Annotated in this window: 18 protein-coding genes; 7 read left to right on the forward strand and 11 right to left on the reverse strand. The window is 66.2% G+C overall.

The window, feature by feature from the left end:
* The first annotated feature begins 6 nt into the window (after positions 1–6).
* Together JQ617_RS20040 and JQ617_RS20045 are read left to right on the forward strand one after the other, a co-directional pair.
* A complete protein-coding gene (locus tag JQ617_RS20040) occupies positions 7–984 on the forward strand; it encodes a phosphatase PAP2 family protein (protein WP_212027796.1) in 978 nt (325 codons plus the stop codon).
* The gene (locus JQ617_RS20045; protein WP_212027797.1) at positions 971–1975 is read left to right on the forward strand and encodes a G1 family glutamic endopeptidase; all 1005 of its coding nucleotides are present in this window, start codon (positions 971–973) and stop codon (positions 1973–1975) included. The genes JQ617_RS20040 and JQ617_RS20045 overlap by 14 nt, the downstream gene beginning before the upstream one ends.
* A gap of 66 nt (positions 1976–2041) precedes the next feature.
* On the opposite strand, the gene JQ617_RS20050 is transcribed toward JQ617_RS20045, so the two are convergent.
* Genes JQ617_RS20050 through JQ617_RS20075 form a run of 6 tightly spaced genes read right to left on the reverse strand, consistent with a single transcriptional unit; the run spans position 2042 to position 8740 of the window.
* A complete protein-coding gene (locus JQ617_RS20050) occupies positions 2042–3013 on the reverse strand; it encodes a Bug family tripartite tricarboxylate transporter substrate binding protein (protein WP_212027798.1) in 972 nt (323 codons plus the stop codon).
* Positions 3014–3071: 58 nt separating this feature from the next.
* Positions 3072–4202: an iron-containing alcohol dehydrogenase gene (locus JQ617_RS20055; RefSeq protein WP_249157264.1), complete on the reverse strand. Its 1131-nt coding sequence runs from the start codon at positions 4200–4202 to the stop codon at positions 3072–3074.
* A gap of 13 nt (positions 4203–4215) precedes the next feature.
* Entirely contained in the window at positions 4216–5253 is a 1038-nt protein-coding gene (gene pdxA, locus JQ617_RS20060) for a 4-hydroxythreonine-4-phosphate dehydrogenase PdxA (protein WP_063684502.1), read from the reverse strand.
* A complete protein-coding gene (locus JQ617_RS20065; RefSeq protein ID WP_212027800.1) occupies positions 5250–6356 on the reverse strand; it encodes a four-carbon acid sugar kinase family protein in 1107 nt (368 codons plus the stop codon). Before JQ617_RS20065 ends, pdxA begins: the two co-directional genes overlap by 4 nt.
* 2 nt (positions 6357–6358) lie before the next feature.
* Positions 6359–7798, reverse strand: a complete 1440-nt coding sequence (locus tag JQ617_RS20070; RefSeq protein WP_212027801.1) for an FAD-binding oxidoreductase — start codon at positions 7796–7798, stop codon at positions 6359–6361.
* A gap of 21 nt (positions 7799–7819) precedes the next feature.
* Entirely contained in the window at positions 7820–8740 is a 921-nt protein-coding gene (locus JQ617_RS20075; RefSeq protein ID WP_212027802.1) for a dihydrodipicolinate synthase family protein, read from the reverse strand.
* A gap of 106 nt (positions 8741–8846) precedes the next feature.
* On the opposite strand from JQ617_RS20075, the gene JQ617_RS20080 reads away from it, so the two are divergent.
* Entirely contained in the window at positions 8847–9710 is an 864-nt protein-coding gene (locus JQ617_RS20080; RefSeq protein WP_249157266.1) for an IclR family transcriptional regulator, read from the forward strand.
* A gap of 78 nt (positions 9711–9788) precedes the next feature.
* Positions 9789–10520: a DUF3750 domain-containing protein gene (locus JQ617_RS20085; RefSeq protein WP_212027803.1), complete on the forward strand. Its 732-nt coding sequence runs from the start codon at positions 9789–9791 to the stop codon at positions 10518–10520.
* Between the two features lie 18 nt (positions 10521–10538).
* Here JQ617_RS20085 and rnz read toward each other — a convergent pair whose 3' ends face one another.
* From rnz to JQ617_RS20110, 5 genes are all read right to left on the reverse strand, one after another.
* Entirely contained in the window at positions 10539–11444 is a 906-nt protein-coding gene (gene rnz, locus JQ617_RS20090; RefSeq protein ID WP_212027804.1) for a ribonuclease Z, read from the reverse strand.
* Positions 11445–11496: 52 nt separating this feature from the next.
* Positions 11497–12480, reverse strand: a complete 984-nt coding sequence (locus JQ617_RS20095) for an antibiotic biosynthesis monooxygenase (protein WP_212027805.1) — start codon at positions 12478–12480, stop codon at positions 11497–11499.
* An 11-nt stretch (positions 12481–12491) separates the two neighbouring features.
* Positions 12492–13889, reverse strand: coding sequence for a guanine deaminase (gene guaD / locus JQ617_RS20100; RefSeq protein WP_212027806.1), 1398 nt, complete (start codon positions 13887–13889; stop codon positions 12492–12494).
* Positions 13890–13904: 15 nt separating this feature from the next.
* On the reverse strand, positions 13905–15122 hold the full coding sequence (locus JQ617_RS20105; protein WP_212027807.1) for a multidrug effflux MFS transporter: 1218 nt from the start codon (positions 15120–15122) through the stop codon (positions 13905–13907).
* Positions 15123–15479: 357 nt separating this feature from the next.
* Entirely contained in the window at positions 15480–16253 is a 774-nt protein-coding gene (locus JQ617_RS20110) for an alpha/beta fold hydrolase (protein WP_212027808.1), read from the reverse strand.
* A gap of 145 nt (positions 16254–16398) precedes the next feature.
* Between JQ617_RS20110 and JQ617_RS20115 the strand changes: the two genes are divergently transcribed.
* The 3 genes from JQ617_RS20115 to JQ617_RS20125 all read left to right on the forward strand — a co-directional run bounded on the left by JQ617_RS20115 (position 16399) and on the right by JQ617_RS20125 (position 20019).
* Positions 16399–17049 carry a GntR family transcriptional regulator gene (locus JQ617_RS20115; protein ID WP_212027896.1) on the forward strand — a complete coding sequence of 217 codons (651 nt, stop codon included), beginning with the start codon at positions 16399–16401 and terminating at the stop codon, positions 17047–17049.
* Positions 17046–18575, forward strand: coding sequence for an aldehyde dehydrogenase (locus JQ617_RS20120; protein WP_212027809.1), 1530 nt, complete (start codon positions 17046–17048; stop codon positions 18573–18575). The genes JQ617_RS20115 and JQ617_RS20120 overlap by 4 nt, the downstream gene beginning before the upstream one ends.
* A 76-nt stretch (positions 18576–18651) precedes the next feature.
* Positions 18652–20019 carry an MFS transporter gene (locus tag JQ617_RS20125; protein WP_212027810.1) on the forward strand — a complete coding sequence of 456 codons (1368 nt, stop codon included), beginning with the start codon at positions 18652–18654 and terminating at the stop codon, positions 20017–20019.
* Positions 20020–20278: the final 259 nt, after the last annotated feature.

Below are 20278 nucleotides of genomic sequence, written 5' to 3' on the forward strand. Positions count from 1 at the left end.
GCTCATATGGCGGGCGGATACGGAGGATATGGCGGTTACGGCGGTTATGGCGGCTACGGGGGCTATGGCGGATACGGGGGTTATGGCGGATACGGCGGCGCCAGCGGATCGGGCGGCGGCGCCATGTTCGCCGACCGCGTCGACCGCCCGTTCGTCAGCGAACGCGACATCAAGGGCGCCAGGTTCGATGCCACCGGCTTCGGCATGCGCCTGTGGTCGACACGGTGGTATTCGTGGGTCGTGATGTCCGATCTCGCCAGCCGGGCAGACTGGCTCAAGCGGCTCGGCGGATTTGCCCTGCTCGGCAAGGGTCCGACCCCATGGGCGGGCGCGCTCGAGACCGACATCAGCATATTGAGGAACATGGCCGTCAACGAACGCGCGCCGGCCATGGACGAAATCGTCACCGAGGCCGACGAGTTCATCAGCAAGTTCCTGCATCTCGTGTCCGCGACGGCGACGACACATCCGGCGACGTCGCGCATGCTGATCGTCGCCGACGCGCTCACCGCGCTGATCGCGATGCACTACAAGGCGCATTTCAATCGCCCGCGGCCCACGCAGGTGGTGCCCGGTTTCATGTCGCCGATCCAGCACGGCGGACACGCGTCCTACCCGAGCGGACACGCCACGCAGTCCCACGTCTTCGCGGCGCTTCTGACCGAGGTCATGCCGAAAGATCTCGGCTTCGCCGATCCGGCTCCGGGTCTCGCGGGCCGGACAACGGTCGGAAAGACGCTCGGCGCCCTCGCCGACCGGATTTCGCGGAATCGCGAAATCGCCGGTCTTCACTATCCCTCCGATACCAAGGCAGGCGTGAAGCTCGCAGGCGCGATCCGCGACAAGATCCTTCTGGACCGGGATTACCTGCCGAAGTTCACGAAGCTCGTCGACAATGCCAAGGCCGAGTGGGAGAACACCGGCGTCTTCGAAGACGCGAAAGGCAACGGCAGCTCCACGGGAGAGAAATATGCCCGTGACTGATCAATGCGGCCTCTACGAGGTCGTGCCTGCCGGCTTCGACCTGCTCCATGCGTCCCCCGCCGAGCTCGATCGCTACGGCATCCCGCAAAAGCCGGATGCCGACACGGAGCCGGAGCTGTTGGCGTTCTGGACAGAGCTCGTCTCGGCGCCTTTTGCGGCAAAGCAGCCGGTCTTCGCCGACATCGATCCCCCGTCCACCGGGGGACCGCTTCAATCGATGCTGAACTGGTCCGGGGCGCTCATTTCCACGCCCTGGCCCCAGCAGATCGTCTTTGCGGCAGCCGGATGGAATGTGCCGGACGTGCGCCGGCCATCCGCGTCGGCCCTCGGCACGCACTCGGACGATCCAAAATCGCTGCTGTGGGTGGGACTGGACGGCCGCAACGGCGTGCTGCCGAATATCTCCCTGCCTCAGATCGGCACCGGCCACTGGCCCAATCGCAAGCCCAAGCACTTCGCGTGGTGGGACTGGTGGCACAATACGAAGCCGGACGAAGTGCCCGGCAAGTCGGAAACGTCGCCGGAGCCGCAGGCGATCACGCTGATCGACAATTTGGCCATGGAGACGGGCCACAAGATCCTCGCCGGTCTTGCGGTCCAGGTCAGCGGAGACGTTCTTTATTTCATCAAGAACCAGAGCACCGGCGAATTCCGCTCGTTTCTCTCCCCGCCACCATCCGGCGAGATCGAGCCGCTCGGGTCATCCGTGGAATGGGTGATGGAGCGGCCGACGGATCCGAAGAGCCGCGATCTGTTTCCGCTTCCGGACTACGACCCTGTGAACTTCAGGTACTGCGTGGCCCGCGCTGCGGATGGAGCGGTCGGATCGGGCCGCATGATGACGCTCGGAGACAACGCGCTCATGATCGAGATGCGAGAGAGCTTCGCCGATCCCGAGCGCACCGTCATTGTGTCACGCCCGGAGCTGCGGCAGGAGACTAAAGACGGCCCGGTCGGCGTCACCTGCACGTTCCAGGATCCCGCGGTGTGAACGGGCATTGCGCGTGAGAGGCCGGACCGCGCCGGAGCACCAGGTCGCGATCCGGCCCGCATCCACTTACTCCAGCTTGATGTTCGCCGCCTCGATCACCTTCTTCCAGCGGGCGGTCTCGGAGGCGATGTAGGCCGCGAACGGCTCGGAATCCACCGCGACCGCGGCGGCACCGAGCTCGGCCATCTTCTGGACCGTCTCCGGCTGCTGCATGAAGGCACGGATTTCGGCCGAGAGCTTCTCGACGATCGGCTTCGGCGTGCCCGCAGGCACGAAGAAGCCGTGCCAGGCGACGGCCTCGAAGCCCGGCAGGAATTCGGCCACCGCCGGGACTTGCGGATCGAAGTCGGCCCGCTTCGGCGTTGCCGTCGCCAGCATCGCCAGCGCGCCGGTCTTCACCTGCGGCAGCAGCAGCGGCACGTTGTCGAAGGCGAGATCGATCTGGCCGCTGAGCAGGTCCGTCAGCATCTGGCTGGACCCCTTGTAGGGCACGTGCACCATCTTGGTGCCGGTCATCTGCTGGAACAGCTCACCGGCGAGATGCTGCGAGGTACCGACGCCGGCCGAGCCGAACGAGACCTTGTCGGGGTTCGCCTTCAGATAGGCGATCAGATCCGGCACGGTACGCGCCTTGATCTTGTTGGGGTTGACGACGAGAACGTTGGGCACGACGCTGATCTGGGCGACCGGCACCAGATCCTTGTCCGGCTGGTAGCTGAGCTTCGGGCCATAGAGCGACGGGTTGATCGCGAGCGCGGAGGTGCTGGCAACGCCGAGCGTGATGCCGTCGGGCGCCGACTTCGCCAGACGGGTCACGCCGAGGATCGAGCCGGCGCCGCCGACATTCTCGACCACGAACGGCTTGCCCAGCTTCACCTGCAGATGGTTCGACACCATGCGCGCAAAGATGTCCGCGGTGCCGCCGGCGGCAAAGGGAACGATCACCGTCACCTGCTTGGACGGATAGCCGTCCTGCGCCTTCGCCGGCGACGTCGCCAGCAGCATCACCGAGGCAAGAACAAGCCACATCGATCTCATCGAAGTTTCCTCTACTGTTATCGTGTTGTTGATTGGCTGCCGCACATGGCGGAGATCGCTAGAACGCGACCTCGTACATGTTCAGGATCGCATCCCGGCCGAGATCGCGCGGGTTGTTGTCGAGCAGGCGGCGAATGGCGTGTGCCTCGTCGGCCATCACGCCGAGATCGTTCCTGGGCACGCCGAGCGCGGAGAGCCGCATCTCGATGCCGAGATCCCTGCAGAAGGCGTAGGTCGCGTCGAATGCGAGCTTCGCATCGTTGCGCTCCGGCAACCCGAGCGCCGCCAGCACCGCGACGGTCTTCTCCTCCACGGCGGGCATGTTGAAGGCCAGCGTGTGCGGGAAGATCACCGCACAGGCGAGGCCGTGCGCGACGTGATGGCGCGTGCCGAGCGGATAGGCCACGGCATGACCGGCCGTGGTGTTCACCGGTCCGAGGCAATAGCCGCCATAGAGCGAGGCCAGCGACAGGCCGGCGCGCGCCTCGCGGTCGCCGCCATCGGCCACCGCGCGCTTGAGGTAACGTCCGACCAGCCGCGCGCCCTCGAGCGCGTAGAGGTCGATCGTCGGATGCGCCTTGCGGCTGGTATAGGCCTCGACGCAATGCGCCAGCGCATCGACGCCGGTCGCCGCGGTGACCTCCTTCGGCACGGTCATGGTCAGGTCGGGATCGACGATGGCGATGTCGGCCAGCATGTAGCGGCTCTGCACCGCCTGCTTGTTCTGACTGACGGGATCGGTGACGAGCGCGCGGGTGCCGGCCTCGCTGCCGGTGCCCGAGGTGGTCGGGATCTGCATCAGCGCAACGCTGCGGCCGGCCACCTTCTCCGGCCCGACGATGTCGGCAAAGGGCACCTCACTCGTGCACATCACCGCGACCAGCTTGGCGAGATCCATCGCACTGCCGCCGCCGAAGCCGACGACGAGGTCGGGCTTGGCCTCCTTCGCCATCGCCACCGCCTTCTCGAGGTTCGGCAGATCCGGCTCGGGCTTGACCTCGCCGAACACCTTGACCGCGCCCGGCAGCGCCAGCGTGTCGGCGCGGCGCGCATTGAAGGGATCGGAGATCACCAGCGGCCGCCGGGCGCCGATCCGCTCGGCGAAGCGCGCCGCGGCGATGATGGTGCCGTTGCCGAACTCCAGGATGGTCGGACGTTGGATTTCGATGGGCGTGAAGGCGTTGGTCATCGTGCGTTCGATCTCATGATTTGGATGCGGAGGCGCCGGCCGACAGCCGTTCGGCATAGTCGATGGCCTCGATCAGGCTGTGCTCGTTGGCGATGCCCTTGCCGGCAATGTCGAAGGCGGTGCCGTGATCGACCGAGGTGCGGATGATCGGCAGGCCCAGCGTGATGTTGACGCCGGACAGCTCCTGCCAGCGGCCGGTCGCGGGATCGACCTGGAAGCCGAGCAGCTTGACGGGGATGTGCCCCTGGTCGTGATACATCGCGACCGCGGCATCGTACTGACCGGCACGCAGCTTGACGAAGATGGTGTCGCCCGGTACCGGCCCGACGACGTCGAGACCATCGGCAACGGCTTTCGCAATCGTCGGCGCCGATACGTCGATATCCTGCCGGCCGAACAGGCCGCCCTCGCCCGCATGCGGATTGAGCGCGGCGATCGCGATCTTGGGCTTGGCGATGCCGAGACGGAGCAACGCGTCGTTGGTGAGATCGATCACCATCCGCAGCCGCTCCGGTGTCAGACGCTTCGGCACGTCCTCCAGCGCGACATGGGTCGAGACATGGCTGACGCGCATGTTGCCGTGGGCGAGCAGCATCACCGAGCCGCGAACGCCGGTGAGATGCGCCAGCATTTCGGTATGACCGGGGAAATGATAGCCGGCCTTGTTGAGCGCTTCCTTGTTCAGCGGCGCCGTGACGATCGCAGCGGTGCGGCCGGCCTGCGTCAGACGGACGCCCTGCTCGATCGCCTTGTAGGCGAAGCGGCCGCCATCGGCGCTGAGCACGCCGGGCTTGATCGGATCGCCCTCGGCGTCGGCTTGCAGGTAACAGAGGTTCGGCCAATCGCGATCATCGGCCGTCACCTCCGGGATCGCGACGTCGGCGCCGAGCGCCGCTTTCGCGCCCTGCAGCGCCGCGCCGCTGCCGATGACGAGCAGGCGCAGATCGCCGGCCGCGATCCGGTCCTTCAACCCGACACAGGCCTTGACGATGATCTCCGGCCCGATCCCGGCCGGGTCGCCCATGGTGATGGCAAGGTGACGAGAGGTCATATCGGACTCTCCATTTTGAGCAGATGATTGTCTCGGAGCAGGTCGCGCCACAGCTCGCTGTTGCCGAACGCTCCGGACTTGGAAACGACATCGACGCCGGCCCAGCGGCCCCCTTGCAGGATCGAGCGCGGCAGTCCCGGCACGATGCGTCCTGTCACCTGGAGCGCATGTGCACCCAGGGCAACGCAGGCCGCCTTCAAGGTCTCGCCGCCGGCGACGATCAGCGTGCCCGGCGGCTCGAGCGCCGCGATCAGCGCCGTCATCTCGTGCGCGATCCGCCGCGCCGCCTCCGTGCGCGCCAGTCCTTCGGCGAGCGAGAACTTGACCATCGCGACATGATCGTCGCCGAGCTTGCGCTGGACGCGCATCGCACCCTCACCTTCCGCAAGCGCGATCGTCGCTTCGCCGCAGGCGGCGAGCTGCGACGCGGTGGCGGGCTGGTCGGAGCCGAACAGCCCCAGCACCGGCAGCTTCAACTGGCCCGGCGCATCGGCACGATGGCTGCGCGCGAGCGCGCCGGCCAGTCCGCCGCTGCCGCACCACAGCACGGGACCGGGCATGCGCCGTCCCATCTCGACGACGCGGTCGAGATCGATGTCGCTCTCGGCATCGAACACCTGGACGCCGCCCTGAGACAGCGTCTCGGCCTGCCCCTGCCGCGCAGCGATGCCTTCTTCCTGCAATTGCGCCAGGAGATTGTCCCCGACGCGATGCCACTCGCCTTGCACCGTGCGCGCGAATTGCTGGCCGCCTGCGGTGCGGCGTCCCTGATAGTCGAAAGCGGGTGCGACCACGCAGGACGCCCAGGGGCCGCTGCGCAGGCAGGCGCCGAGCTCGGCGGCCCACGCCCCGCGCAAGAGACTGTCGACCTTCTTGTAGGCGATGGTCGCGCCCTGGAGCTGCGGCGCCAGCCGTCCGACGATCTCGATGCTGTCGGCCTTCGACCGTTCACGGGTGCCGCTATCGATCGCGAGGCTCCCGGAGCCCCTTGGTGCCGACGCGTCCGGCCAGGTAACGTCGAACGGTCCACACAGGCCGACGAACTCCGCCGCGGTGTCGAGCGCGCCGGTGAGATCGTCGGCAAGCAGACGGACGCTCGTCATCGTCAGGCGGCCCCCGTGCCAAAGATCTTGCCGGGATTCATCAGGCCATGCGGATCGAGCAGGCGCTTGATGTCGCGCATCAGCGCGATGTCGAGCGGATCGGCGACGCGGGCGAGCCGGCCGCGATTGGTGATGCCGATGCCGTGCTCCGCGCTGATCGCTCCACCCTGCGCCGCGGTCTCGTCGTCGACGATCTCGTTGATTTGTGCGACCAGCTTCGCCGTCGCATCCGGATCCTGGCAATGCACCCGGTCGATCAGGGCGACGACATGGATGTTGCCGTCGCCGATATGGCCGTGCATCACGACATTCGCATGCGGCACGGCAGCCTTGATCCGCGCCTCGACATTGCTGACGAAGGCCGCCTGACGCTCCAGCGGGACCACGCTGTCATGCGACACGACGTAGCCGCTGCGCTTGTTGCCTTCCGACACGCTGTGCCTGACGGCCCAGATTGCCTTGGCCTGCGTCAGGTTCGAGGCCAGGATGACGTCCTCCGCGAGCCCCGCCTCCATCGCGTCCGCCAGCACCTCGGCCAACGGCTCGTTGAGGTCGACGCCTGCGAGCGTGTCGGTCAGCTCGACGATCAGATACCACGGTGTCGTCAGCTCGAAGGGAACGGTCACGTGCGGCACCGTCGCCGCGATCGCCTCGATCTGCGAACGCGACATGATCTCGAGGCTGCCGAGCCGGTCGCCGACCGCGCCGCGCAGACGCTGCATGATCTCGAGCGCCTGCTCGACGCCTTGCAGCTTCAAGAGCGCCAGCGCCGAGCTACGCGGCGGCGCGAACAGTTTCAGCACCGCCGCGGTGACGATGCCGAGCGTGCCCTCCGCACCGATGAAGAGCTGCTTGAGCGCATAGCCCGTATTGTCCTTGCGCAGCGCGCGCAGGCCGTTGAAGACCCGCCCGTCGGGCAGCACCACCTCCAGCCCGAGCACGAGATCGCGCGTCGGGCCATAGCGCAGCACGGCGGTGCCGCCGGCGTTGGTCGAGATGTTGCCGCCGATCTGGCAGGAGCCTTCCGCACCGAGGCTTAAGGGAAAGTAGCGGTCGACGTCGCGGGCCGCGTTCTGCACCTCGGCAAGGATGCAGCCCGCTTCCACCGTGATGGTGTTGGCGAGCGGGCTGACATCGCGCACCGCCCGCATGCGATCGAGCCGGATCACGACATTGCCCGCACGATCGTCCGGCGTCGCGGCTCCGCACATGCCGGTGTTGCCGCCCTGCGGCACGATGGCGAGCCGTCTTGCGGCGCAGAGCTTCACGACGGCGGCGACCTCGGCGGTCGAGCCGGGCTTCACCACCGCGACCGCCTGGCCGCGATAACGGCCGCGCCAGTCCACCACGTAAGGCTCCTGGTCGGCTCCGGACGCAATGACGTGCTTGTCGCCGACGATCGCGGCGAGCCCGGCCAATGCGTCCTGGAAGGAGTCGGACATCAGATCGCCTCGCGGTGCGGCCTAGAAGGCGGCAGCGAACGCCGCGGCGTTCGCGAGCAGCTCTTTCAGCTGGTCCGGCGGCAGGGACTCCAGCGGCGGCCGCAGCCGCTGCCATCCGGCATGTTTGGTGCGATCGGCCGCGAGCGCCTTCAGCGAGGCCATCTGCGGGAAGCGCGACACCAGTTCGCGAGCTTTCACGATGCGCGCCTGCGCCGCCTTGAGCGCCGGATCGTCATCGCTGTCGCCAAAGTGCTTGAAGACATAGGCCAGGCTGCGCGCCACGACGTTGGATGTCGCGGTGATGCAGCCCGCGCCGCCCTTGCGCAGCAGCGGCAGCATCAACGGATCGGCGCCGCCCAAGACTGCGAAGCCGGGGAAGCGCTCCACCATCGCGGTCATGTTGGCGAAGTCACCGGACGAATCCTTGATGCCGGTGAACGTCGCCGGATAGGCCTTGCGCAGCCGCTCGATCAGCGCGTGCGAGATCGGCTGCGCGGACATCTGCGGGTAGTGATAGAGCACGACTTTCAGGCGCTTATCGCCGATGCGCTGCACCACTTCGCTGTAGGACGCATAGATGCCGTCATCGCTGACGTTCTTGTAGTAGAACGGCGGCAGCATCACCACGGTCTCGACACCGAGCGAGAGCGCATGACGCGTCAGCGCGATGGTCTCGGTGAGCGCGGCGACGCCGGTGCCCGGCAGAAGCCGCTGCGGCGAAATGCCCGCGGCGACCACCGCTTCGAGCAGCGCGGTACGCTCCGCCAGCGAAAAGGAATTGGCCTCGCCGGTGGTGCCGAGCAGCGCGATGCCGTCGCAGCCTTCGTCGAGGAGATAGCGGCAATGCTCCACGAAGCGGGCGTGATCGGGCGCGAGCTCGGCGTCGAGCGGGGTCAGCGCGGCGGAGAACACGCCATGGGGATGGAGCGATGATGTCGACAAAACTTCCTCCGATCGGCAGAACGATGTTGTTCGGAATGCGAACATTTGTTATTTACTGACACTGTCGTAAAATCAGCCGGTCCCAGCGTCAAGGGCGATGGCTGTCATGGCAGGGCATTCGGGCATGGCCAAGGTCGAGCGGAAGACGGCGAAGCGCAAACCGGACGCTAGCCCGGGAAATCCAAAGAATAATCCAAAGAACTATGTCGCTTCCGTCGGCAAGGCATTCGCCGTGCTCAAGAGCTTCACCAGCGAGGCTTTCGAGCTGACCCTGAGTGAGATTGCCGCACGGGCCGACCTGGACCGCGGCACCGCGTTCCGGCTGATCCAGACCCTGGTCGAGCTCGGCTATCTCCAGGCGGTTCCGCAGAGCCGCCGGTTCCGCCTCGGCATCGCCTGTCTCGACCTCGGCTACACCGTGCTGTCGCACGGGTCCTTGCGGACCATCGTCGAGCCGCTGCTGCGCGACCTCGTGCCTGACGTGGGCGACGCCGCCTCGCTCGGCATTCTCGACGGCGGCGACGTGGTCTATCTCGCGCGCGTTGGGGCCGGCCTCGACCGCCACAAGATGGATCGCCGGCCGGGCACGCGCATTCCGGCCTACAGCGCGGCGCTCGGCCACGTCATGCTGGCGCATCTGGCGCGGGACGAGCAGATCGCGCGGCTCGATGCGCGCCCCCGCGTCAAGCTGTCGGAGCGCACGCTCACCGATCTCGATGCCCTGCTCGCGCGGCTCGATCAGGTGAAGAAGAAGGGCCATGCCGTCTCCGACGGCGAGAACGCCTACGGCCTGCGCACGCTGGCAACGCCGATCTTCGATGGTCAGGGTCTCGTGATCGGGGGATTGAGCGTCACCGTCGATGCGATGCGGATGGACATGGCAACCTTCCGCGACCAGGCGCTGCCGCGGCTGACGCGACTGACGACCCTCGTGCAGGATCTCGCGATCAAGTCGGGGCTGACGAGCTGAGCGTCATTGTGGAAGACCGCCCGAGACCTATATCGTCAGGGCTTCCTTCCCAAACCCGACCTGCCCTTGCGAAAAACCGTGCTCATTTTTCTCCTGCTCCTGTTCGTGCCGATCGGAATATCGGCGGCCCGCTACACTTGGGCCGGCGACGGCCGCGGCAACTGGCAGACGGCGGACCGCTCCAGCGCGGGCTTGCTGCCTCCGGCGCCCTCCCATCCCGACGCCCTGATCCGCGTCTATGCGGCGCGAACCGTGCGGTGGCGAAGCATCTTTGCTGTGCACACCTGGATCGTCGTCAAGGAAAAGGACGCCAGCAGCTACAGCCGATACGACTACACGGCGTGGGGCGAACCGATCCGGAGCAACGGGTTTGCTCCCGATGGACGATGGTTTGGCGCCCTTCCTGAAACGGTTGTAGCGGTCGACGGACCGCAGGCCGAGCTGCTCATTCCCAGGATCCGGTCCGTCATCGAGACCTACAAGTTCCGAACCTACGGCGATTACAGCGCCTGGCCTGGGCCGAATTCGAACACCTTCGTGCAAGCCGCCCTCGATGCCGTGCCCGAGCTTCGCGCCGTCCTGCCACCGACCGCGATCGGCAAGGACTATCCCTATTCCGGGCGATGGATCGGGCTGACCGCCTCCCGCTCCGGCGTCTATGCCTCGCTCTCCGGCTATCTCGGCCTCACGCTCGGCTGGGTCGAAGGTCTCGAGATCAACATCTTCGGTGCCGTGCTTGGGCTCGACATCAGGCGTCCCGCCATCAAGCTGCCGGGCATCGGCCGCCTCGGTGTTGCGGCCGGTCTATAGAGACAAGTGCCGCGGCGCCTAGATGACGATGCGGTCGAAGTCGGCCGCGATCCGGCAGTTCGGAAAGATCCTCGTCGCTTCGGTCAGGATCTCCGCGTCTTCGTAGCGTCCCGACATGTGGGTCAGCACGAGCTGCCCGACATTGTTCGCGGCAGCGAAGGACGCCGCCTCTGCCGCCGTGAGATGGCCGTAGCTTCGCGCGGTCGTCGCGTCACGATCGAGAAACGTCGCCTCGATCACCAGCAGGTCGGCATCGGCAACGTGTTGTGACAGCCCATCAGTGGTTTCGGTGTCGCCGATCACGACGAGCTTCTTGCCGCCGCTCGGCGGGCCCAGCACGTCCTCCGGATCGATCGTTTGACCGCCTTCGATCGCGATCGGTCGTCCCGCCGCCAACTCGCCGCGCAAGGGACCATCGGGAACGCCGAGTGCAGCCAGGCGATCGGGCCGAAGATGGCGGCGTGCGGGACTCCTGAACGAGAAGGCAAAGCTGTCGGTGTCGCGGTGGCGCACCCGAAAGCAGTCGACGGTGAAGTCGCCGGCGTCGATCACCGGCCCTTCGGTCAGGGCTGCGAACTCCACCGGGATCGGCGCCCTCCCCGCACCCCAGAGGCCCGCGAGCATGCGGATGACAAGGTCGAGCGTGCCTTCCCCGCCATGAATGGTCATCGCGTCGGAGGTTTGCCGCAGGCCCAGCGTTGAGAAAAGGCCGGGAATACCGAGCACATGATCGAGATGCGCGTGCGTGAGCAGAATGCGGTCGAGCCGCCGGAAGCCGGCGCCGCTGCGCAGCAGCTGGCGCTGCGTGCCCTCGCCGCAATCGACCAGCATGCGTTGGCCAGCCGCTTCCACCAGAAGGGCCGGATGGTTGCGTTCCGCGGAGGGAACGCTTGCCGAGGTCCCGAGAAATGTCAGGGCGAACATGGTCGTTGATGGTCCTGCGACCGCCCTCTTCGCGACAACACCCTGGACGGTCTCACCGTCCCCAATGCCACGCGAGCAGCAGCGCGTACAGGCCCATCGATGCCGCGTAGAGCACGGCAAGCAGCGCATAGCCCGCGATCTGGCGGCTGATCGCCGCCTTCGGCGCCACCCACCAGTCGAGCGCCCTGAAGGCGGCCGGCACCAGCCACCAGCCGAGCAACTGGGTGCTGACGAGATTGCCGATAAAGAGCGACAACCAGACCGGCACGCCGTGACTGTCGATCAGCGGCCTGCTGATGAAATAGCCCCAGAGATAGACCACGGGATAGAGCACCAGGAGAACGATCAGGTTGCTCTTCCAGATCAGGCCCGGACCTTGCTCCGGCGCCGGCGTCTTGCCGGTGGGGAACCAGAAATTGAAGCCGTAGCTTGCCCGCTTCACGTTCATGCCGGCGTTGAAGCGCTCGCCCTCCTTCAGAAGGGTCTGCCGCAGCGGCGAGTCGAGCCAGGCATTGAGATTGGCATCGCTGTCGAACGACAGGATGATGATCCACTCGTCGTGCAGGCCGGGAATCGGCCGCTCGATCTTGTGACGCAAAAATCCCTTGAACTCCGCCTCCGCCGCCTGGATGCGCTGCTGCCATTTCAGGAACGCATCCTCGAGCCCCTCAGGCACCCTGAACGAGATGACGGCGGAGACCGCACTGTCGCGCTGAACGCCGGTGTCGGGCAGGATATGGACATCCTCCGAACCGACGAAGTGACGCTGCACTTCCGCAATCAGCTTCGCCCGCACCTCGCTCTGGAGCCAGGCGCGCGCCGCGGCCGGACTGGCGAACCGCACAATCGTCACCCAGTCCACATGCGCCGGCGGCTGCGGCGGCACCACCTCCTGGCTGAGAAAGCCGGGCCACGTCTTGAGCACCTCGCCGACCTCGCCGTTCCAGCGCGCGAACGCGGCAAAGCCGTCGTCCGCGATGCGGCGCTGGATGACGAGAGCGACGGGCTGGCTGGCCGTGTCGGGAGATGCGCTCATCGGCAGCCGTCTCAGCTCTTCTTGTAGAGACGCTTGCCCATGACCCAGGTCTCGTCGACGCAGCGGTCGTCGCCGACCATCATGACGGCGAACAACATGCTCGCGGCCTCGTCCATCGTGCGCGGGCCGGCGCCGTCGGCGATCAGCGACTGATGCCACGATTGCGCGATCTGGCCGCCGTTCGGGTCGAGCGCGACGAAATCGGCTTCCTTGCCGGGCTCGAAATTGCCGAGCTTGTCGTCGATGTAGAGACCTTCGGCGCCACCGAGCGTGATCGACCAGAAGCCGCGATAGGGCGAGAGCTTGTTGCGCTCGGCCTCCGCAAGGTCCTTGCGCGTGGGATCGATGCTGCCGTCGAGCAGCGTGTTGTTGCACATGCCGACCTTGTAGGCGTCATCGAGCACGGAGATCATCGAGAAGCGGTTGCCGCCGCCGACGTCGGTACCGAATGACATCTTGACGCGATGCTCGGGATCGGTGGCGCGGCCGAGGCGGAACAGGCCGCTGCCGAGGAACAAATTCGAGCATGGGCAGAACACCACCGCGGCGCCCTTCTTGGACATGCGGCGGAACTCGTTGTTCGAGAGATAGACGCCGTGGCCGCCGGAGAATTTCGGCCCGACCAGGTCGAACTTCTCGTAGACGCCGAGATAGTCCTGGCAGTCGGGATGCTCGACCAGCACGCCGCTGCATTCGGCCGGGTTCTCGGAGATGTGGGTGTTGACCCAGCAGTCCGGATGCTCGTGCTTGAGGCGCTGGCACGCTTTCAGCAGCTCCGGCGAGGCGCCGAAGGCGAAACGCGGCGTGATGGCGTAGAGGTTGCGGCCCTTGTTGTGGTACTGCGCGATCAGCCGCTTGCTGTCGCGGTAGAAATTCTCGGGCGTATCGACGAAATCGGCCGGCGCGTTGCGATCGATGCCGGTGAGGCCCGCGATGACGCGCATGTTGCGGCGGGCCGCCTCCTCGAACAGCTCTTCGGTCGAGACCGGCGAGGAGCTGGTGAAGGCCTGGCACGTCGTGGTGCCGGACGCCAGCAGCGCGTCGAGGAAGCGCTTCACGCCCTCGCGCGCGTAGTTGCGATCGCGGTATTTGAGCTCTTCCGGATAGACCCACTTCTGGAGCCACGGCAGCAACTGCTCGCCGTAAGCACCGAGCACGCGCGTCTGCGGCAGATGGATGTGGCCGTCGATGAAGCCGGGGACGATGATGCGGTCCTTGATGTGGGTGACCGCGACGCCCGGATGCGCAGCGGCGATCCTGTCATGGGGACCGAACGCCTTGATGACGCCGTCGGTGACGATCATCAGGCCGTCCTCGTGGAAACGCGCAGCCGCCTGCTCGTTGCCAACGTGCTTCCAGGGATCGTCCACGAAATCGAAGAACGTGCCGCGAATGCCAACAGTGGTCATGAACCTGTTCCTTCCTTAGGTCTGTGTGGCCTGGCGCGCCGCGGGCAGCGAGATCGCAAGCAGTAGACCTGCGATGGCGCAGAGGCCGAGATAGAGAAATCCGATCGGCGCCTGTGTCTCTTCGGGCAGCACCGCCGCGATCGCCATGGCGCCGCTCACCGCGAGATAACAGAGCGCGCTGATGAGGCCGCCGAGCAGGCCGTGGTCGCGTTCGAACAGGCCGAGCCCCATGCCGTACATCATCGGGCACAGCACGCCGCAGCCGCCGAGCACCAGTGCGCCGCCGATCGTGATCGACACGAAATCGAGACCGACGGTCATGCCGGTCGCGGTCAGAACGACCGAACCGGCAAGAAACAGCGCGAACGCGCCGAAGCCCATGACGCGGGCCGGCATGAAGCGCGCGAAGTGCGCACAGCCAAGCTCGCCGGCGAGATTGACGCCGCCGAGGCCGAGCGCGACGAGGCCATAGATGGCAGCGGAGTAGCCGAGGCCGGTCTGGTAGAAGAACGGCGCGACGACGCCGAACGCCAGCTGAGCGCTCGCCGCCGCGGCGAAGACCAGCACGAAGGCGAGGAAGCCCGGGCGCACGAGCGCATCGCGCAGGATGCCTGCGGTGCGGCGCGGATCGAACGGCGCGCGGCGCTCAGCCGGCAACGTCTCTGGCAAGAGAAATACGACGATCGCAGCGACGATGGCCGCGGCAACGGCAATGATGACGAAGACACCGCGCCAGGACGTCAGCTCGACGATGAAACCGCCGGCCGCCGGCGCCAGCACCGGTGCGAGCCCCCAGGCCGCGCCCAGCAGGCCCGAGATCGCGGTGAGCTCACGGCCGCGAAAGCAATCGGCAGCGACCGCATAGGCGACGACGAGACAGGTGCAGCCGCCGATGCCCTGCAGGAAGCGCAAGGCGAGCAGCAGCGAGGCGCTGGTGGCGAGCGCGCAGGCGATGCTCATCGCGATGAGCACCGACAGCCCCGCGAGCAGAACGTTGCGGCGGCCGAGCGTGTCGGAGGCGATGCCGACCGGCACCAGCGCCAGAGACATGCCGAGCATGTAGGCGGTGACGGTGTTCTGCATCGATGCGGAATCGGTTGCGAGATCCACCACCATCTGCGGCAGGCCGGGCGTATAGGCATCGAGCGGAATCTGGCTGAATGGCACGACGCACAGCAGGATCGGCACGATCCCGCTCCTGGCGCGACCGGCGTCCGAAGCAAGTGCAGTCATGGCTTACGCCCCCTCGATGCCCGCTCCGTCTTTTCGTGCGCGCGATGAGACGCGACGATGCAGGTTGCGGATCTTGACGCGTGGGAAGCTGCCACAACTGTGTGTAGAAACTCTTAGGGAGTCTGCTGCAATGCGGGCGGCCGGGAAGGCTCAAACAAAAAGTGCGAAAACAACCCCATGCACAGTACAAATCATTGAGGAATTCCGTCCTCTCACGGCATGCGCCCCTCCGCGGGGGACGCTTGACGCGTCGGGCAAAACAGGCGCACGCCCGAACGTCGGCTTAACGCCGGGCCGCGTCATTAACCGTTCGGAAGCCATCGCCGGCTCGAACACGGCCGGCTTCGGCGAGGCCGGTCAGAGCAGGAAACCCTCGAGTGCGCCGAGAAACTGCCGCGGCGACTGAAGCTGCGGCACGTGCGCGCAACCCTGAATGATCTTGAGCTCGGCGCGCGGCAGTCCGGCGGCGAGCTCATGCGACATCGGCGGAGGCGTCGCCTCGTCGTGCTCACCGACGAGAACGAGCACCGGGACTTTCACCGTGGCAAGCTGAGCACGGAGATCGAGGCTCGCCAGGGCATCGCACGCGGCACGAAACACATCGGGATCGGTCCGCAGAAACGCAGCACGACGATCCTGCATCAGCTCCGGATGCTGCTCCTGGAATTCGGGCGCGAACAGGCGCCGCATGGCGACGTCGGTGATGGCCTCCAATCCCTTGTCGCGCGACACCTTCGCCATGTTGCGAAACGCCTCGCGGCCGGGCTCGGAGAACGCTGCACCGCTGTCGGCGAGAACGAGCCTGCTCGCGATCCCGGGATGGCGGATCGCCATCTGCAACGCAACGAACCCGCCATAGCCATTGCCGAGCACGATCGCGGGCGCGCCGCCCGCGGCATCGCGCACCGCCTCCGCCATGCGGTCCGCGACATCAGCAAGCCCGCCTTCGACGGCGCGTGAGCGGCCGAACCCCGGCAGCTCGGGCACGATGGTCCGGAACGCCCTCTGCAACTCCGGCACGATCGCATCGAAACTCGCGCGATCCGACAACAGCGAGTGGAAAAGGAACAACGGCGGCCCCTCGCCCGACTGCGCGGCGTTGACGGTCCCGTTGGCAAGAAGCCTGTCCATATCCGGTCTTTCCTTCACTTCCTCGGCCGCCAACGCGGCCTGAACTGCCCTGACTGATAAATCAACTGTCAAAGAATTCAAGCATTTGGCTCTTGACGTGAAATATCACGACTGAGATATTGACGCCAAGGAGACCACAAATATGATGCTTTTGCGCGAGAATATCTACGATCGGCTTCGATCTGATATTTTAGCTTGTCGTTTCGCTCCCGGCGATGAAATGCGCGAGCAGGACCTCGCCGAACGCTATGAAGTGAGCCGGCAACCGGTCCGGGACGCGCTTCTGCGGTTGCAGCGCGAGCACCTCGTGACGGTGCAGCCGCGCCAGGGCTATCGCGTCACACCGATCTCGCTCTCTGATGCCCGCGACCTCCTGCGCTTCCGCCTTGCGCTGGAGCCGGCCTGCGTCGCGGAAGCGATCGAAAGCGCGCCCGACAGCGTGCTGAAGTCGCTCGACGAGTTCCGCCGCTTCTCGGGCAACCACGAAGACTTCATCGCCTACAATCGCGGCTTCCACACCGCGCTGGCGCATGCCTCCGGCAATCGCCGCATGGCGACGGCGCTGTGCGACCTGATCGGCCAGGCCGATCGGCTGGTCCGCGTCAGCATTTCCAACCTGAAGGGCCACGATCCGGCGAAGCTCGTTGCCGAGCACGTCGCCCTGATCAACGCCATGCAACAGCGCGAGACGCGAACCGCCGCGCGCATCATCAAGGCCCATATCGGGGCCACCGAAAAACGCGTTCTGCCGGCGCTCAAGCGTAACGCCGTCATCGTGGAAGAGAGGTCGTCATGAACATCCCGTCAAAACCCGCGTCGATCGACGTTGAAATCCACGGCAATTTTGTCGATGGGCGTGAAGTCGAAGCCGGCAACGGCGCGATGCTCGACGTCCGCAATCCCGCGACCGGCGACGTGATCGCCCGGATTCCCAACTCGACCGCCGAGGACATCGACCGCGCCATGAAAAGCGCGCGCGCCGCGTTCGAGGGCAAGGCATGGGGCGGCATGGACACGCGTGCCCGTGCCCGCCTGATCAACAAGCTTGCCGACGCGTTCGAGGCCAATCTCGACAGCCTGTACCGGCTGGAGACGCTCAACAACGGCCGCCCGGTCAACGAGACCCGCGCCCAGCTCTCCCGCCTGCCCGACTTCTTCCGCTACTTCGCCGGCGTCGCGCTGTCGCGCCGCGATTCCGTGATCCCCGTCGAAGGCGCGTATCTGAACTACACGCTCCGCACCCCGATCGGCATCGTCGCCAATTGCACGCCGTTCAACCACCCGCTGATGATCCTGTGCAAGTCGCTCGCCGTGGTGCTGGCGACCGGATGCGTCACCGTGGTCAAGCCGTCCGAATACACGCCGCTGACGACCTTGAAGCTCGCGCAGATCTTCAGCGAAGCGGGCCTGCCGCCCGGCGTCTTCAATATCGTGCTTGGCCTTGGCCAGAATGCCGGCAAGATGCTGGCCGAGCATGGCGACATCAACAAGTTGGTCCTGACCGGCGGCACCGAGGCCGGCCGCATCGCCGGCAGCGCCGCCGCAAAGGTGTTTGCGCATCAGACCATGGAGCTCGGCGGCAAGACGCCGGTCATGGTGTTCGACGATTTCGACATCGACCGCGCCGTCAACTATGCCGCGTTCGGCGCGTTCATCGGCGCAGGCCAGACCTGCGTCTGCGCCTCGCGCCATATCGTCCAGGCCTCGATCTACGACGAGTTCGTCGAGAAGCTGCAGGCCAAGACCCGCACCATCCGCGTCGGCGATCCCTTCGATCCCGCCACCCAGATGGGTCCGGTGATCTCGGCCAAACAGCGCGACCGCGTTCTCAGCTATGTGGGCTATGGCCACGCCGACGGCGCGCGTCTCGTCACCGGCGGCGTTGCCGCGAAGGTGCCGGGCCACGACAACGGCTATTTCGTCGAGCCGACCGTGTTCGCCGACGTCAAATCCGACATGCGCATCTTCCAGGAGGAAGTGTTCGGCCCGTTCACCTCGGTGACGCCGTTCAAGGACGAAGCCGATGCGCTTCGGCTTGCCAACGACTCGCCGTTCGGCCTTGCCGCCGCGATCCGCACCCGCGACGTCGCCCGTGCGCATCGCGTTGCCGCATCGGTCAAGGCCGGCATCGTCTGGATCAACGATCACCACCGGCTCGACCCGGCCTCGCCCTGGGGCGGCGTGGATGATTCCGGCATCGGGCGCGAATGCGGCACCGAGAGCTTCAACGACCATTTCAACACCAAGAGCGTGATGGTCGCGACGCACGAGCAGCCGTTCGACTGGTACCGCGACACGGCCAACCAGAAGCGACTGAACTGACAGAGACCAGGAGCGGCCGATCGCCCGGAGAAGGCGGGCCGCATCAACCAGAACGAACAGTCAAGGGAGAGCGTATATGTCGACATCGGTGAACGCGGGCGGCCGTCTGGATCGGCTGCCGATCGGACCATTCCATCGCCGCATCATGCTGCTGATCGGCATCGGCATGTTTTTCGACGGGTTCGACATCTACATCGCCGGGACCGTGCTCAGCGTGACGCTGAAGACGGGCTTTTCGACCCTCGCCCAGAACGCCGCCTTCATCTCCGCGACCTTCGTCGGCATGATGCTGGGATCGTTCGGCACCGGCTTCCTCGGCGACCGCTACGGACGCCGCTTCACCTATCAATTCAATTTGCTGCTTTTCGGTCTCGCCTCCCTCGCCGCGGCGTTCTCGCCGAACATGGCCTTCCTGATCGCCTGCCGCTTCGTGATGGGCGTCGGCCTCGGGGCCGAGAACGTCGTCGGCTATTCGACGATGACGGAATTCGTGCCCGCGCGCACCCGCGGCAAATGGCTCGGCTTCACCACCGTCTGCGTCGTCACCGGCCTGCCCGTCGCGCTGCTGATTGCTTCCGTGCTGGTGCCGCAATTCGGCTGGCGCTCGATGTTCGTGCTCGGCGGCGTCGGCGCGCTCGTGGTGTGGTACATGCGCAAGTCGCTGCCGGAATCGCCGCGCTGGCTGGAGGCGGTGGGACGCACCGCTGAAGCGGAAGCGCTGATGCAGGCCATCGAGAAGGAGGCGGCGCAAGGCCAGCCCTTGCCGGCGCCCGCGCCCGTCACCTCAGTGCCCGTCGCCGCCGATCTCGGCACGCTGTTCACCTCGCCCCTTCTGTCGCGGATGATCGTCGGCTCGGTCTGCCTGATCACGATCAACACGCTCCTTTACGGCTTCGTGACCTGGCTGCCGGTGTTCTTCGTCAAGCAGGGCCTCTCGGTTGCGACCTCGTTCGGCTACTCGCTGCTGATGGCGCTCGGCGCGCCGATCGGCTCGGCCATCGGTGCGTTGACCGCCGACCGCTGGGGCCGCAAGCCGACCATCATCGGCGCCTCGCTGATCACGGTGGCGCTCGGCATCGTCTATCCCATGATCTCGGATCCGATCCTGCTGCCGGCCGTTGGCTTCGCGCTGACCGTGCCGATCTACGTCCTGGTCGCGCTGCTGTTCGGCATCTACATCCCCGAACTGTTTCCGACCGAGGTCCGCCTGCGCGCCTCCGGCATCGTCAACACGCTGGGACGCGGCGCCACCATCGTCACGCCGTTCCTCGTGGTCTCGCTGTTCGAGTCGCGCGGCGTCGCCGGCGTGATGGCGCTGATGATCGGTCTCCTGGTGGTGCAGATCATCACGGTCTGGGCGATGGGCATCGAGCCCAGGCATCGCAGTCTCGAGGAGCTGAAGGCGGAGGAAGCGGCTTCGCCGGTGCTGAAGGAAGCGTCCTGAGTCCAGCTCTCGGCAATTTGACGCGTTTCGCCACCCCAAATGAGGTCGTCATGCCCGGGCTTGTCCCGGGCATCCACGTTCTTCGTGCCGCGTAGCAAGGCGTGGATGGCCGGGACAAGCCCGGCCATGACGGCCTCCCCTAGATTACAAATATGCACGCCCCCGTCCCGACCGGCGGACAGGTCTGGTTCCCGTTCCGCCGTCTCCTCATCCCGCGCTCGACATTGCATGCTCCCGCAAATTGCGGCTTCGTAGCCCG

Source organism: Bradyrhizobium sp. KB893862 SZCCT0404 (assembly GCF_018130885.1).
Taxonomy (GTDB): Bacteria; Pseudomonadota; Alphaproteobacteria; order Rhizobiales; family Xanthobacteraceae; genus Bradyrhizobium; species Bradyrhizobium stylosanthis.

What these genes read in the sequence shown, in the direction of transcription:
- JQ617_RS20125 (WP_212027810.1), top strand. Translation starts at nt 18,652, where the DNA reads ATGTCGACATCGGTGAACGCGGGCGGCCGTCTGGATCGGCTGCCGATC.
- JQ617_RS20070 (WP_212027801.1), bottom strand. Translation starts at nt 7,798, where the DNA reads ATGTCCGACTCCTTCCAGGACGCATTGGCCGGGCTCGCCGCGATCGTC.
- JQ617_RS20050 (WP_212027798.1), bottom strand. Translation starts at nt 3,013, where the DNA reads ATGAGATCGATGTGGCTTGTTCTTGCCTCGGTGATGCTGCTGGCGACG.
- guaD (WP_212027806.1), bottom strand. Translation starts at nt 13,889, where the DNA reads ATGACCACTGTTGGCATTCGCGGCACGTTCTTCGATTTCGTGGACGAT.
- JQ617_RS20045 (WP_212027797.1), top strand. Translation starts at nt 971, where the DNA reads ATGCCCGTGACTGATCAATGCGGCCTCTACGAGGTCGTGCCTGCCGGC.
- JQ617_RS20065 (WP_212027800.1), bottom strand. Translation starts at nt 6,356, where the DNA reads ATGACGAGCGTCCGTCTGCTTGCCGACGATCTCACCGGCGCGCTCGAC.
- pdxA (WP_063684502.1), bottom strand. Translation starts at nt 5,253, where the DNA reads ATGACCTCTCGTCACCTTGCCATCACCATGGGCGACCCGGCCGGGATC.
- JQ617_RS20110 (WP_212027808.1), bottom strand. Translation starts at nt 16,253, where the DNA reads ATGGACAGGCTTCTTGCCAACGGGACCGTCAACGCCGCGCAGTCGGGC.
- JQ617_RS20105 (WP_212027807.1), bottom strand. Translation starts at nt 15,122, where the DNA reads ATGACTGCACTTGCTTCGGACGCCGGTCGCGCCAGGAGCGGGATCGTG.
- JQ617_RS20055 (WP_249157264.1), bottom strand. Translation starts at nt 4,202, where the DNA reads ATGACCAACGCCTTCACGCCCATCGAAATCCAACGTCCGACCATCCTG.
- JQ617_RS20115 (WP_212027896.1), top strand. Translation starts at nt 16,399, where the DNA reads ATGCTTTTGCGCGAGAATATCTACGATCGGCTTCGATCTGATATTTTA.
- JQ617_RS20095 (WP_212027805.1), bottom strand. Translation starts at nt 12,480, where the DNA reads ATGAGCGCATCTCCCGACACGGCCAGCCAGCCCGTCGCTCTCGTCATC.
- rnz (WP_212027804.1), bottom strand. Translation starts at nt 11,444, where the DNA reads ATGTTCGCCCTGACATTTCTCGGGACCTCGGCAAGCGTTCCCTCCGCG.
- JQ617_RS20080 (WP_249157266.1), top strand. Translation starts at nt 8,847, where the DNA reads ATGGCAGGGCATTCGGGCATGGCCAAGGTCGAGCGGAAGACGGCGAAG.
- JQ617_RS20040 (WP_212027796.1), top strand. Translation starts at nt 7, where the DNA reads ATGGCGGGCGGATACGGAGGATATGGCGGTTACGGCGGTTATGGCGGC.
- JQ617_RS20120 (WP_212027809.1), top strand. Translation starts at nt 17,046, where the DNA reads ATGAACATCCCGTCAAAACCCGCGTCGATCGACGTTGAAATCCACGGC.